The organism is Staphylococcus sp. NRL 16/872 (assembly GCF_022815905.2).
Lineage (GTDB): Bacteria > Bacillota > Bacilli > Staphylococcales > Staphylococcaceae > Staphylococcus.
Genome location: NZ_CP119327.1, coordinates 2,325,899 through 2,340,500, shown reverse-complemented (window position 1 = coordinate 2,340,500; position 14,602 = coordinate 2,325,899). Strand labels below are relative to the sequence as shown.

General features: G+C 37.2%; 11 protein-coding genes. All 11 read left to right on the top strand.

Going from position 1 to position 14,602, the window contains the following annotated elements; translation table 11 throughout:
• The first annotated feature begins 683 nt into the window (after positions 1-683).
• The 11 genes from pth to hslO all read left to right on the top strand — a co-directional run bounded on the left by pth (position 684) and on the right by hslO (position 14,578).
• Positions 684-1,256: an aminoacyl-tRNA hydrolase gene (gene pth, locus MT340_RS11605; RefSeq protein ID WP_243590079.1), complete on the top strand. Its 573-nt coding sequence runs from the start codon at positions 684-686 to the stop codon at positions 1,254-1,256.
• The gene (gene mfd / locus MT340_RS11600; protein ID WP_243590078.1) at positions 1,253-4,762 is read left to right on the top strand and encodes a transcription-repair coupling factor; all 3,510 of its coding nucleotides are present in this window, start codon (positions 1,253-1,255) and stop codon (positions 4,760-4,762) included. Before pth ends, mfd begins: the two co-directional genes overlap by 4 nt.
• On the top strand, positions 4,752-6,389 hold the full coding sequence (locus tag MT340_RS11595; protein WP_243590077.1) for a polysaccharide biosynthesis protein: 1,638 nt from the start codon (positions 4,752-4,754) through the stop codon (positions 6,387-6,389). The genes mfd and MT340_RS11595 overlap by 11 nt, the downstream gene beginning before the upstream one ends.
• Positions 6,386-7,576 (top strand): MazG nucleotide pyrophosphohydrolase domain-containing protein, encoded by a 1,191-nt coding sequence (locus MT340_RS11590; protein ID WP_243590076.1) that lies wholly within the window; start codon positions 6,386-6,388, stop codon positions 7,574-7,576. Before MT340_RS11595 ends, MT340_RS11590 begins: the two co-directional genes overlap by 4 nt.
• Entirely contained in the window at positions 7,573-7,848 is a 276-nt protein-coding gene (locus MT340_RS11585) for an RNA-binding S4 domain-containing protein (RefSeq protein WP_243603880.1), read from the top strand. The genes MT340_RS11590 and MT340_RS11585 overlap by 4 nt, the downstream gene beginning before the upstream one ends.
• 20 nt (positions 7,849-7,868) lie before the next feature.
• Positions 7,869-8,264 (top strand): cell division protein DivIC, encoded by a 396-nt coding sequence (gene divIC, locus MT340_RS11580; RefSeq protein WP_243590074.1) that lies wholly within the window; start codon positions 7,869-7,871, stop codon positions 8,262-8,264.
• Between the two features lie 134 nt (positions 8,265-8,398).
• A complete protein-coding gene (locus MT340_RS11575; protein WP_103298340.1) occupies positions 8,399-8,800 on the top strand; it encodes a S1 domain-containing RNA-binding protein in 402 nt (133 codons plus the stop codon).
• A gap of 222 nt (positions 8,801-9,022) precedes the next feature.
• The gene (tilS, locus tag MT340_RS11570; protein WP_243603879.1) at positions 9,023-10,321 is read left to right on the top strand and encodes a tRNA lysidine(34) synthetase TilS; all 1,299 of its coding nucleotides are present in this window, start codon (positions 9,023-9,025) and stop codon (positions 10,319-10,321) included.
• The gene (gene hpt, locus MT340_RS11565; protein ID WP_103365378.1) at positions 10,318-10,857 is read left to right on the top strand and encodes a hypoxanthine phosphoribosyltransferase; all 540 of its coding nucleotides are present in this window, start codon (positions 10,318-10,320) and stop codon (positions 10,855-10,857) included. Before tilS ends, hpt begins: the two co-directional genes overlap by 4 nt.
• 431 nt (positions 10,858-11,288) lie before the next feature.
• On the top strand, positions 11,289-13,463 hold the full coding sequence (gene ftsH, locus MT340_RS11560) for an ATP-dependent zinc metalloprotease FtsH (protein WP_243603878.1): 2,175 nt from the start codon (positions 11,289-11,291) through the stop codon (positions 13,461-13,463).
• Between the two features lie 233 nt (positions 13,464-13,696).
• A complete protein-coding gene (gene hslO, locus MT340_RS11555) occupies positions 13,697-14,578 on the top strand; it encodes an Hsp33 family molecular chaperone HslO (protein WP_243590072.1) in 882 nt (293 codons plus the stop codon).
• Positions 14,579-14,602: the final 24 nt, after the last annotated feature.

Genomic DNA, 14,602 nt, shown 5'->3' with positions numbered 1-14,602 from the left:
ATTTACTCATTTTTGTTGCGACGCTTTCTTGCGGGAAAGGCTCAAGCCTGTAGTCTTGAGGCTCTTTCTTTTCCGCCAAGAGTCGCGCAACAACACTCGTAGTTCATCTTTAGAATTTCTTACCTAAGTGCACTCGCACTTAGGTTCATTTTATATATTGATCACCTAAGAGTCTTCACAACTACACTTCGTAATCTACCTTAGAACTACTTACGTAAGTGTATGAACACTTACGTTCCTCAATAACCCTATCTCCCAAACTGTCGCCCAGCTTGCTTTGTTTGTAGACTTTCTTTGCGAAAGTCTTTGTGCTGGGGCCCCGCGCGCAACGTCATTCGTAATTTACTTTAGAACCACTTAAGTTCAACATAGTACTGGTTCTTCGAGTGTCAGCCGTGAATTCTGGCAGAGATGAAGGATAATTTGTCGGATGGTTTTTAGAATCTAGGATAAAAGATAATATTTTAAAGCTACAATGCAAATTTACAGTGGCGCACTGAGCTGAGGGAACGCTTATATCAAGCTCTTCTCATCTCGAATCATCCTTGTAGGGTGGAACAATGAATTCTGTTCCACTCCTTTTTTGTGTTATGATAGGGAATGTTATAAAATAATGATTAATCAATATGACGGACATCTGAACTGGTGAAAACGTCTATTAAAACACATTGGAGGTTGCACGTATGAAATGTATTGTGGGTCTTGGAAATATAGGGAAACGTTTCGAACTAACAAGACACAATATCGGCTTTGAAGTGATTGATTATCTTTTAGAGAAACATCACTTTTCATTAGATAAACAAAAGTTTAAAGGTGCTTATACGATTGAACGCCTTAATGGTGATAAAGTCCTATTTGTTGAGCCGATGACAATGATGAATTTATCAGGTGAAGCGGTAGGACCACTGATGGATTACTATAATGTTGACGTAGAAGATCTCATCGTCCTATATGATGATTTAGATTTATCTCAAGGTCACATTCGCTTGCGTCAAAAAGGAAGCGCTGGTGGTCATAACGGTATGAAATCCATTATTAAACATCTTGGTACCGATCAATTTAAACGCATTCGTATTGGTGTAGGGAGACCAACAAACGGTATGTCAGTTCCGGATTATGTATTACAGAAATTTTCAAAAGATGAAATGATAACAATGGAGAAAGTGATTGAACATGCTGCACAAGCAGTAGAGTCATTTATTGAAAGTTCACGCTTCGATCATGTTATGAATGAATATAATGGAGAAGTCAATTGAGAACCATCATTTCAGATTATATACAGAAAGATAAACGATTCCAGGAACTCGACCAAGTCTTCGGCCAAGAGAATATTTTAGTTACTGGCCTCTCTCCCTCGGCAAAAGCGACGATTATTGCTGAAAAGTATCTCAAAGATCAGCGCCAAATGTTATTAATTACTAACAACTTATATCAAGCAGATAAGTTAGAAACAGATATTTTACAATATGTAGACAGTTCAGAAGTTTATAAATATCCAGTTCAAGATATTATGACGGAAGAATTCTCAACGCAAAGCCCTCAACTTATGAGTGAACGTGTGCGCACGTTAACTGCCTTAGCTCATAATGAGAAAGGGTTATTTATCGTTCCATTAAATGGTTTGAAAAAATGGCTCACACCTGTAGAGATGTGGAAAGACCATCAAATTACGCTTAATGTTGGCGATGATATTGATGTTGATGGTTTATTAAATAAATTAGTTAACATGGGTTATCGCCGTGAAAGCGTCGTGTCACATATTGGAGAATTCTCTCTACGTGGGGGCATCATCGATATCTATCCATTAATAGGACAACCGGTCAGAATTGAATTATTTGATACAGAAGTAGATTCAATTCGTGATTTTGACGTGGAAACACAACGTTCCAATGACAATGTTGAAAGTGTAGATATCACAACTGCGAGCGATTACGTGATCACTGATGAAGTCATTCAGCATCTTCAAACTGAATTGCAAGCAGCTTATGAACATACACGCCCTAAAATCGACAAATCAGTTCGTAATGATTTGAAAGAAACGTACGAAAGTTTCAAATTATTTGAAGCGACATTTTTCGATCATCAATTATTGCGTCGTCTTGTGGCGTTTATGTATGAGAAGCCATCGACACTTATTGATTATTTTGAAAAGGATGCCATCATTGTAGCCGACGAATATAATCGTATTAAAGAAACGGAGAAGACATTAACAACTGAAGTAGATGATTTTATACAGAATTTAATTGAAAGTGGTAATGGATTTATCGGTCAATCATTCATGCAATATGATGGATTTGAAACGCTAATTGGACATTATCCAGTAACTTATTTCACATTGTTTACCTCTTCAATGCCAGTAAAATTACAGCACATAATTAAGTTCTCATGTAAACCAGTACAACAATTTTATGGTCAATACGACATCATGCGTTCTGAATTCCAACGTTATGTGCACAATGATTATACGATGGTCGTGCTTGTAGAAACGGAAACGAAAGTGGAACGTATCCAATCAATGTTAAATGAAATGCACATTCCTACCGTGACCAACATTCATAGCGAGGTTCAAAGTGGCCAAGCTATTGTGACAGAAGGTAGTTTATCTGAAGGTTTCGAACTACCGTATATGCAGTTGGTCGTAATTACTGAGCGAGAGCTTTTTAAAACGAAACAGAAAAAGCAACGTAAACGTACAAAAACGATGTCTAACGCTGAAAAAATTAAATCGTACCAAGATTTAAATGTAGGTGACTATATCGTTCACGTGCATCACGGTGTGGGGCGTTATTTAGGCGTTGAAACGCTTGAAGTAGGTGACGTTCACCGCGACTATATTAAATTGCAATATAAAGGTACGGACCAACTGTTTGTTCCTGTTGATCAAATGGACCAAGTACAAAAATACGTGGCTTCTGAGGATAAATCACCGCGACTTAATAAATTGGGCGGCTCTGAATGGAAGAAGACGAAAGCGAAAGTTCAACAAAGTGTTGAAGATATTGCAGATGAACTTATCGCACTTTACAAAGAACGTGAAATGTCTGTCGGCTATCAGTATGGAGAAGATACGGCGGAACAAACTACGTTCGAAATGGATTTCCCTTACGAACTTACGCCAGACCAAGCGAAATCAATTGAAGAAATTAAAGACGATATGGAACGCGAACGTCCTATGGATCGCTTACTTTGTGGTGACGTCGGTTACGGTAAAACAGAAGTGGCCGTACGTGCAGCCTTTAAAGCAGTAATGGAAGGGAAACAAGTGGCATTCTTAGTGCCAACAACGATTTTAGCGCAACAACATTATGAAACATTAATTGAGCGTATGCAGGATTTCCCAGTCCAAATTGAACTTATTAGTCGTTTCCGCTCTGCAAAAGAAGTAAAAGAAACGAAAGAAGGCTTGAAATCTGGTTACGTTGACATTGTCGTCGGCACCCACAAATTATTAAGTAAAGATATTCAATATAAAGACTTAGGTTTACTAATCGTCGATGAAGAACAACGTTTCGGTGTACGCCATAAAGAACGTATTAAAACATTAAAAACGAACGTCGATGTATTAACACTTACAGCGACACCAATTCCTAGAACATTGCATATGAGTATGTTAGGGGTACGTGATTTATCTGTTATTGAAACACCACCAGAGAACCGCTTCCCTGTCCAAACTTACGTACTTGAACAAAACAGTAATTTTATTAAAGAAGCTTTAGAACGAGAATTATCACGTGATGGCCAAGTGTTCTATCTTTATAACAAAGTACAATCGATTTATGAAAAGCGTGAGCAACTCCAAATGTTGATGCCAGAAGCTAACATTGCGGTCGCACATGGTCAAATGACTGAGCGTGACCTTGAAGAAACAATGTTAAGTTTCATCAATGGGGAATACGACATCTTAGTGACTACAACCATTATTGAAACAGGTGTAGACGTACCAAACGCTAATACATTAATCATTGAAGAAGCGGATCGCTTTGGTTTAAGTCAGCTGTATCAATTACGTGGACGCGTAGGTCGTTCAAGTCGTATCGGTTATGCTTATTTCTTACATTCAGCGAATAAAGTCTTAACTGAAACTGCCGAAGAACGTCTACAAGCGATTAAAGAATTTACTGAATTAGGTTCAGGCTTTAAGATTGCTATGCGTGACTTAAATATCCGTGGTGCAGGTAACTTATTAGGTAAACAACAACACGGCTTCATCGACTCAGTTGGTTTCGACTTGTACTCACAAATGCTTGAAGAAGCGGTTAATGAAAAACGTGGCATTAAAGAAGAAGCGCCTGATGCTCCAGAAGTAGAAATGGAATTACATCTTGATGCTTACTTACCAGCGCAATATATTCAAAATGAACAAGCTAAAATTGAAATATATAAAAAGCTACGTAAAGTAGAAACAGAGGAACAACTTTTCGATATTAAAGATGAATTAATCGATCGTTTCAACGATTACCCAGTAGAAGTAGAACGTCTATTAGAAATGGTAGAAATTAAAATCCATGCCTTACATGCAGGTGTGACGCTAATCAAAGATAAAGGCAAACAAATTGAAGTCTTCTTATCAGCGAAAGGCACAGAACAAATCAATGGCGAAGAACTATTTAAACAAACACAACCTTTAGGACGCGCAATGAAACTCGGCGTAAAAGAAGGTAAAATGCACGTCACTTTAACGAAATCAAAACAATGGCTCGAGAATCTGAAATTCTTAGTTAAATGCTTAGAAGGAAGCATGGTTATTGAACATGAACTCTAAACACCCATCAAGACAAGCACCACCATCAGTATCATCGACACCCAAAGAAACATCAACTAATCAAAAATCAACGAACCCAGCATCATCGAAAGGTTCATCTCAGCAACATGCTGCCTTCAACGGCGTCGTCGTACTAACCCTAGCGCTCATCATCGTGAAAGTCTTAAGCGCCATATATCGCGTCCCATATCAAAACGTGCTTGGCGACACAGGCCTATACGCCTATCAACAAATTTATCCAATCGTCGCATTAGGTATGATCCTGTCGATGAACGCCATCCCAAGCGCCGTCACACAAACACTAGGTAATAATGGCCAGGCTTCTGCCTTTTCCAGAGTGCTCATCGGATTCCAACTACTAGGATTGGCCATCTTCGCCATCATCCTAGTCCTAGCCCATCCCATCGCAATACTCATGGGCGATCCACACCTAGCACCCATGCTGAGAATGGCAAGCCTAAGCTACCTCTTCATCGGCGTACTCGGCGTATTTCGCGGCTACTACCAAAGCAGACAACGCATGCACATACCTGCCATTTCCCAGGTAATAGAACAATTCATCCGCGTCGGCATCATCATCGTTACCATCGCATTATTCACGTTGAAACACTGGACCATATACAAAGCCGGCACACTCGCCATCCTAGCCTCAGCACTAGGGTTCTTAGGCTCAAGCCTATATCTAATGTTCACTAAGCCTTTCCCTTTGAAAAGGCAGAACCCAACAACCCACATCCCGTGGAAACAACTACTAATAGCAACCATCATCTTTGCTTTAAGTCAGCTATTAGTCATCATGTGGCAATTTATAGATAGCTTCACAGTCGTTCATACCTTACAGTCATTTGGACTTCAATTCAAACAAGCTATCATGCAAAAAGGCATATACGATCGAGGCGCCTCTTTCATTCAAATGGGGCTCATTGTTACAACAACATTTAGCTTTGTGCTCATCCCATTGTTAACACAAGCGATTGAAGATCATAATAGCGTACAAATGAATCGCTACGCGAACGCCTCACTTAAGATTACAATTTTAATCAGTGCGGCTGCAGGTATCGGATTAATTAATTTATTACCTATTATGAACCAGGTCTTCTTCAAAACAGATAGCTTAAGTTTTACATTAGGTTTTTATATGTTAACCGTAATATGCGTGTCCCTTATCATGATGGATATTGCTTTATTACAAGTCTTTAATCGTATCCGTCCTATAATAATTGGGGTTATAGTAGGCTTAGTTGCAAAAGCTATACTGAATGTTTTACTCATTCATCACTTTGGTATTGTAGGTGCAAGTATAAGCACAGTCGTTTCACTTATCTTATTTGTCATTGTTTTACACATTGAGGTAATGAAACATTATCGTTTTAATCGCATGCGTTATTTCATATTAAAGACATTAGTCGCTTTAGCTGTCATGTCACTTGTAGTGCAATGTATGATGTATGTCATGCCAACCGTAGGACGTTTAGGCGGACTTGTGGAGCTTCTGATTGTAGCCGTTATCGGCGTCGTTGTTTTACTTGTCTTAGTGATGTATATGAAGATTTTAGGATATAAAGAACTTAAACATTTACCATTTGGCGATAAACTCTATCATATGAAGAAAGGAAGACGTTCATGACACACACAATTACTATTGTTGGCTTAGGAAACTATGATATAAATGATTTACCGCTTGGCATTTATCGTTTCCTTAAGCAGCAACAACATATTTATGCACGGACACTTGAACATCCAGTGATTGCTAGCTTGCAGAATGAACTAACATTTGAAAGTTTCGACAGCATTTATGAGAATAACGATGATTTCGCGTCAGTGTATCAACAAATTGTGGATACATTGATTAAGAAAGCAGAAACTGGTGATATCGTTTATGCGGTGCCAGGCCATCCTCGTGTAGCCGAAACGACAACGGCTAAATTGCTTGAGTATAGCGCTAATCATGACGATGTAGACGTTAAAGTATTAGGTGGCAAAAGCTTTATTGATGATGTATTTGCTGCCATTGATGAAGATCCTAACGATGGTTTCACTTTATTAGATGGCACTGCTTTATCTGAAAATGTGTTAAATATTCGCACTCATACACTCATCACACAAGTATATAGTGCTATGGTAGCCGCTGATATTAAAATTACATTAATGGAATGCTATCCAGATGATATGTTAGTCAAAGTCGTGACCGGTGCTCATAGTACAGGTGCGAGTGTAGTAGAAGTACCATTGTTCGAGTTAGACCGTGATGAAGACATTTTCAATAATTTAACGAGTGTCTTTGTACCGAAAGTAACGAACGATGAAGCGATGTACCAAGACTTCGATTTCGCAGTTCAGACAATCGACCGCTTAGTAGCCGACGAGAATGGTTGTCCATGGGATCGTGTACAAACACATGACTCGTTAAAACGCTATTTAATTGAAGAAAGTTTCGAACTTTTTGAAGCGATAGACAATGAAGACGATTGGCATATGATTGAAGAACTTGGCGATATTCTATTACAAGTGTTATTACATGCAAGCATTGGTAAAAAAGAAGGCTACATGGATATCAAAGAAATTATTGAAAGCTTAAATGCGAAGATGATACGTCGTCATCCACATATTTTCGGTGAGGAAGAAGCGGAATCAATTGAAGATTTAAAAGATATTTGGGCCACAGCGAAAAGTAAAGAAGGCAAAACACCTCGCGTGAAATTCGAGAAAGTATTTGCAGACCATTTCATGTCATTGTATGATAAAACAAAAAATAAGGATTTTGATGAAGAAACCCTTAGAAATTTCTTACAACAAGGGGAGCGAAATTCATGAGATTAGATAAGTATTTAAAAGTATCAAGACTAGTAAAACGTCGTACATTAGCGAAAGAGATTAGTGACCAAGGTCGTATCACAGTGAATGGCAACGTTGCTAAAGCTGGTACAGATGTCAAAGTAGAAGACGAATTAGTGATTCGTTTCGGTCAGAAACGTGTTACTGTTAAAGTCACTGGTTTAAGTGAACATGCACCGAAAGAAAATGCTAAAGGGATGTATGAGCTTATTAAAGAAGAACGTATTAATAATGAATTCAATGAAGAATAAATTGAAGGAGGTGACAAGCTATGAGTAATAAGGTAGAAAATATTGGTAATCAGTATACCTCTGAAAGAAATCGTAAGAAAAAGCGACACCAAAAAAAGATGCGAGTTGTTCGCCGTCGTATCACAGTCTTTGGAGGGTTGCTGTTAGCCATCATTATTATTCTATCTATCATGCTTGTCGTCCAAAAACATAGTAACGATCAAGCAGCGGTTGAACGTAAACATAAAGAAGAACAATTCCAAAAGAAACAAGATGAAGAATTAGCATTAAAAGAAGAACTTAATAATTTAAATGATAAAGATTATATCGAAAAAATCGCAAGAGATGATTATTACTTGAGTAATAAAGGCGAAGTCATATTTAAATTACCAGGTGATAAGAAAACATCAGATTCTAAATCCTCCGATAGCAACTAGATAATTGGATGAAAGTTAGAAAATAACGATGGTCATCTTGTACAAAATAATCATTTTATAGCATTGTGAAAATATTAAAACAGGAATATAATAAGGTTAAAATCGAAACAAAACCGGGAGGATTTATTTACAATATGTCAATCGAAGTAGGAAATAAGCTAAAAGGTAAAGTTACTGGTATCAAAAAATTTGGTGCGTTTGTAGAGTTACCTGAAGGAAAAAGCGGCTTAGTTCATATCAGTGAAGTAGCTGATAACTATGTTGAGAATGTAGAAGACCACTTATCAGTTGGAGACGAAGTTGAAGTGAAAGTGTTATCTATTGCTGAAGACGGTAAAATTAGTCTTTCAATTAAAAAAGCGAAAGATCGTCCACGTAGACCACATCATAAATCTCATCAAAACAAATCACCTCAACAAAAAGGTGAAGATTTTGAAAAGAAACTAAGTAATTTCTTAAAAGATAGTGAAGATAAGTTAACTTCTATTAAACGCCAAACTGAATCAAGACGTGGCGGTAAAGGTTCAAGACGTTAATTTGAATATACTCTAGAGGTCAAAGTTAAACTATAATCATATCGATAAGAGTACGTATGCTCTATAATATGAAATGTTTAGTTTATGTACGCATCAGGTAATCGACTTCTGGTACTTATTATCTGTGCGGGGTGGGACCATGAATTCTATATACTGAATTCAGTCCCACTCCTTTTTTGATAAAATTACCTATTTATAAGAAACAAGTAGGAGGGCGACAAAGTGGAAGTGAATACATCACTATGGGATGAAAAAGATCATATTGTCATCGCGGTATCTACTGGTATAGATAGTATGTGTCTTTTACATCGCTTACTTCATGAGCTTTCTCATACTTATGCGCGTATCTCATGTTTACATATTAATCATGGTTTAAGAGAAGCGTCACAACAAGAAGAAGTATTTATTCGTAATTTTTGTGCTCAACATGATGTGCCCTGTTACGTGAAACATCTAGATTTATCTGGACTAGTTAAACAAGGTAAGAGTATTCAAGCCGACGCTAGGCAACAACGTTATGCATGGTTTGATGAGATGATGCAACAACTTGAAGCGGATGTATTATTAACTGCGCATCATTTAAATGACCAATTAGAAACAATTTTTTATCGCATATTTACTGGCCGGTCGACGCGTAGTTCACTTGGTATGGATAATGTGTCATGGCGTGAACATTATAAATTATGTCGACCATTATTAAATACGTATAAATCAGACATTCATACCTATCAACAGTCGCATCAGATACCATACTATGAAGATGTTTCAAATAGTGACAATAAATATGCGCGCAATGATATTCGCAATCGACTTTTGCTTTCTATTGATGACAATGCAGACCTCGATACAGCTCAATTATTAAAATTAAAAGCATGGCATGATATACAATTGCAATATACACGCCAACGTGTGGATGAATTTATTCAACATGAAGTTGCAACCAATGTAGACCGTACACATATGCAATTTTCACGTGACGCTTTCAACCAACTGGATAATATAACTAAAATGATATTATTAGATCAATTGTTTGAGTCTATCCATTTGTGGAATTCATTTTCAGAAAAAAATTATGAAGAGTGGTTTGAACAAATTAACAGTCGTGTAGCACAAATTGAGATTACTCTTTCTGAAACATGGATAATTCAAATTGCTTATGATAAATTTATAATAATGGCTAAAAAAGAAGCACCTGTACTCAAAGAGCAAGTGGTGACACAACCTGGCACTTATCGTTTCGGAGACTATGTCATCATCATTCATGCACAAAACGCTTGCTGGGAGTGGCCTTTAACGATTCGCACTCGTCGCAACGGAGATAAAATTAAGATGAACGGACGTGAAGGGCATAAAAAGGTGAGTCGCTTGTTCATAGATAATAAAGTGAGTAACGATGAACGTTCACAGATGCCATTGATTGAAGACCAACAACATACTATTATTGCTGTGGGCCATTTATATATAAAATCAAATTATAAGGATAATATAGAGATTAAAAAATTGGAGATGAATGATAAATGAAGGACGATTTAAAAAGTATTTTATTAACAGAAGAAGACATCCAAACAATTTGTAAGGAGTTAGGTGAGCAAATCACTCGCGACTATAAAGATAAACCACTTGTATGTGTAGGTATCTTAAAAGGTTCTGTAATGTTTATGGCAGACTTAATCAAACGTATTGATACGCATTTAGCGATTGATTTCATGGATGTTTCAAGTTATCACGGCGGTACAGAATCTACTGGAGAAGTTCAAATCTTAAAAGACTTAGGTTCTTCTATTGAGAATAAAGACGTGTTAATTATTGAAGATATTTTAGAAACTGGTACAACTTTAAAATCAATTACTGAATTACTTCAATCACGTAAAGTTAATTCTTTAGAAATCGTAACATTATTAGATAAACCAAACCGTCGTAAAGCGGATATCGAAGCGAAATACGTAGGTAAGAAAATTCCTGACGAATTCGTTGTAGGTTACGGTTTAGACTACGCAGAACACTATCGTAACTTACCATACATTGGAACATTAAAACCTGAAATTTACAGCAAATAATTAAAGGATTTTGAACTAATAAAAGTCTATGACATGAGACTTTTTGCGCTGGGAAACTCATTGACGGCTTCTCAAAAGCAGGATCCTCGGCAGAGACCGTCACGACTCGACAAAATTTGAAAAACAATTTTTCTCATCGTTCGGTTCTGCTCAAATCCTAAGCGCTTTTGTCCAGACCTTGTTTAACTATACTTAATATATAAATTAGTGTAGACTTCAATTTATATTAATTATTTTTACTCTGAAAAGTATGGGATGGCTTTAGAAATTTGCCTTCTTTGTTCAAAAAGAAACAGTTCGAAGGTAGAAATAGTAATATTGGGAAATTGAAAAATAGAAAAGTGCTACAAAAGTTGAAATGCTAGCCTTCAAGAGAAGTGTTGTGTTACAATTTTTGTTAGCTTTATTATAGAAATAGGAGGAAATGACGCATGCAGAAAGCTTTTCGCAATGTGCTAGTTATCGCAATTATTGGCGTTATTCTATTCGGCGTCTTCTCATACATAAATGGGAATGGCACTCAACCGAAACAACTTTCCTATTCACAATTTGTAGAAAAATTGGATAAAGGTGATCTTAAATCCTTACAAATCCAACCTGAGCAAAATGTGTACTTGGTAAGTGGTAAAACGAAAAATGATGAAGATTATTCTTCAACGATTTTATACAATAACGATAAAGACTTACAGAAAATTACAGATGAAGCACGCAGTCAAAAAGGACTAGATTTTAAAGTTAAAGAAGAAGAAAAACAAAGTGTATTTGTCAGCATGTTGACTACACTCATTCCAGTATTAGTTATTGCTTTATTATTTATCTTCTTCCTTAGCCAAGCACAAGGTGGCGGCGGCGGCGGTCGTATGATGAACTTTGGTAAATCTAAAGCAAAAATGTACGATAACCAAAAACGCCGTGTTCGTTTCACTGATGTTGCTGGGGCAGATGAAGAGAAGCAAGAATTAATCGAGATTGTTGACTTCTTAAAAGATAATAAAAAATTCAAACAAATGGGTTCAAGAATACCTAAAGGTGTTTTATTAGTTGGCCCTCCAGGTACAGGTAAAACATTATTAGCACGTGCCGTTGCAGGTGAAGCTGGCGCGCCATTCTTCTCAATCAGTGGTTCTGATTTCGTTGAAATGTTCGTCGGTGTAGGTGCGAGCCGTGTACGTGATTTATTCGAAAATGCTAAGAAGAATGCACCTTGTATCATTTTCATCGATGAAATTGATGCTGTTGGTCGTCAACGTGGTGCTGGTGTTGGTGGCGGACACGATGAACGTGAACAAACACTTAACCAATTATTAGTTGAAATGGATGGTTTCGGTGAAAATGAAGGTATTATCATGATCGCTGCAACTAACCGTCCAGATATCTTAGACCCTGCGTTATTACGTCCAGGTCGTTTCGACAGACAAATTCAAGTTGGTCGCCCAGATGTAAAAGGTCGTGAAGCGATTTTACATGTACATGCTAAGAATAAACCACTTGATGAAACAGTAGATTTAAAAGCTATTTCTCAAAGAACGCCAGGATTCTCAGGTGCCGACTTAGAGAATTTATTAAACGAAGCATCATTAATCGCAGCGCGTGAAGGTAAAAACAAAATTGATATGCGTGATATTGAAGAAGCTACAGACCGCGTTATTGCTGGTCCAGCGAAGAAATCACGTGTTATCTCTGATAAAGAACGTAACATTGTAGCACATCACGAAGCTGGTCATACAGTTATTGGTATGGTGCTTGATGAAGCAGAAGTCGTGCATAAAGTAACTATCGTACCTCGTGGTCAAGCTGGTGGTTATGCGATGATGTTACCTAAGCAAGATCGTTTCTTAATGACAGAACCAGAATTATTAGATAAGATTTGTGGATTATTAGGTGGACGTGTATCTGAAGATATTAACTTCCATGAGGTATCTACAGGTGCTTCTAATGACTTTGAGCGTGCAACTCAAATTGCTCGCTCTATGGTTACTGAATATGGTATGAGTGAAAAACTTGGACCATTACAATTCTCATCAAGCGGTGGCGGACAAGTCTTCTTAGGTAAAGATATGCAAGGTGAACCTAACTACTCTGGTCAAATCGCTTATGAAATTGACAAAGAAGTACAACGTATCATTAAAGAACAATATGAACGTTGTAAACAAATCTTATTAGAACATGAAGAGCAATTAAAACTTATTGCTAAGACATTATTAACTGAAGAAACATTAGTAGCTGAACAAATTCGTTCACTATTCTACGATGGCACCTTACCTGAAGTTGATTACGATGCTGCTCGCGTTGTTAAAGATGATGACAATTCAGAATTTAGCCAAGGTAAATACGGTAAATCTTACGACGATATTCGTGAAGAACAACTAGAAGAAGGTCACGAAAAAGAAGAAGAAGATCATGAAGAACATCGTGAAATGAATAACGAACGTAGACATCGTCAACGCGAAGGTAGACCTGGTCGTGACGAACAGGATCGCTTACGTGATGGTTCTAACAAAGATAGTCATTCAGGGTCACACAGACATTCAGATGACGAGGATGAGACCGGTTATGAACAATCACCAAATATTGACAAACCATACAATCCGAACGACCCTAAATAGATAATTATACTTTTTAAAGATTAAAATCTCTTTCGCTGAGGTATAGGCCTTAGTTGAAAGAGATTTTTTAATACGTCATATATTCGCAAATTACGAGAGTAAAGCAAGTTACTTCATATTCTTATTAAACAAGTGTAGAATAAGTGTCCTTAAAGATAACAAATTATTAGGTTTTTAATTTTCCAAAAAATAAGTAATATAAAAATATAAACTGCAATAAAGGAGATAAATAAATGACACATGATTATATAGTAAAATCATTAGCTTTCGATGGAGAAATTCGTGCTTATGCTGCTTTAACTACTGAATCTGTTCAAGAAGGACAAACACGTCATTACACATGGCCAACAGCATCAGCAGCAATGGGCAGAACAATGACGGCCACTTTATTAATGGGTGCAATGTTAAAAGGCGATCAAAAATTAACGGTAACAGTGGATGGTAAAGGGCCAATTGGACGCATTATTGCTGACGCCGATGCGCAAGGTAACGTACGTGCATATGTTGACCACCCTCAAACACATTTCCCACTCAATGCACAGGGTAAATTAGACGTAAGACGTGCAGTTGGAACAGATGGTTCAATTCAAGTCGTCAAAGATGTAGGCATGAAAGACTACTTCTCAGGAGCTAGTCCAATTGTGTCTGGTGAATTAGGTGAAGATTTCACATATTACTTTGCTACGAGTGAACAAACACCATCATCAGTAGGGTTAGGTGTATTAGTTAATCCAGATAATTCAATTAAAGCAGCAGGTGGATTTATTATCCAAGTCATGCCTGGTGCGAAAGATGAAACGGTTACTAAATTAGAAGAAGCGATTAATAACATGCAACCTGTTTCTAAATTAATTGAACAAGGTTTAACACCAGAAGGTATCTTAAATGAAATTCTTGGAGAAGACAATGTTCAAATCTTAGAAACAATGGATGCGCAATTTGAATGTAACTGCAGTCACGAAAAATTCTTAAATGCTATTAAAGGATTAGGAGAAGCAGAAATTCAAAGTATGATTAACGAAGATCATGGTGCTGAAGCGGTGTGTCACTTCTGCGGCAATAAATATCAATACTCGGAAGGTGAATTAGAAACGTTGCTTGCTTCAATGAAATAGGTGAGTTTCTAGACTGTAGGTAAA

Excerpts from the sequence above, each read along its gene's own strand:
- pth (WP_243590079.1), top strand. The coding sequence starts at position 684 with ATGAAATGTATTGTGGGTCTTGGAAATATAGGGAAACGTTTCGAACTA.
- MT340_RS11595 (WP_243590077.1), top strand. The coding sequence starts at position 4,752 with ATGAACTCTAAACACCCATCAAGACAAGCACCACCATCAGTATCATCG.
- MT340_RS11590 (WP_243590076.1), top strand. The coding sequence starts at position 6,386 with ATGACACACACAATTACTATTGTTGGCTTAGGAAACTATGATATAAAT.
- MT340_RS11585 (WP_243603880.1), top strand. The coding sequence starts at position 7,573 with ATGAGATTAGATAAGTATTTAAAAGTATCAAGACTAGTAAAACGTCGT.
- divIC (WP_243590074.1), top strand. The coding sequence starts at position 7,869 with ATGAGTAATAAGGTAGAAAATATTGGTAATCAGTATACCTCTGAAAGA.
- MT340_RS11575 (WP_103298340.1), top strand. The coding sequence starts at position 8,399 with ATGTCAATCGAAGTAGGAAATAAGCTAAAAGGTAAAGTTACTGGTATC.
- hpt (WP_103365378.1), top strand. The coding sequence starts at position 10,318 with ATGAAGGACGATTTAAAAAGTATTTTATTAACAGAAGAAGACATCCAA.
- ftsH (WP_243603878.1), top strand. The coding sequence starts at position 11,289 with ATGCAGAAAGCTTTTCGCAATGTGCTAGTTATCGCAATTATTGGCGTT.
- hslO (WP_243590072.1), top strand. The coding sequence starts at position 13,697 with ATGACACATGATTATATAGTAAAATCATTAGCTTTCGATGGAGAAATT.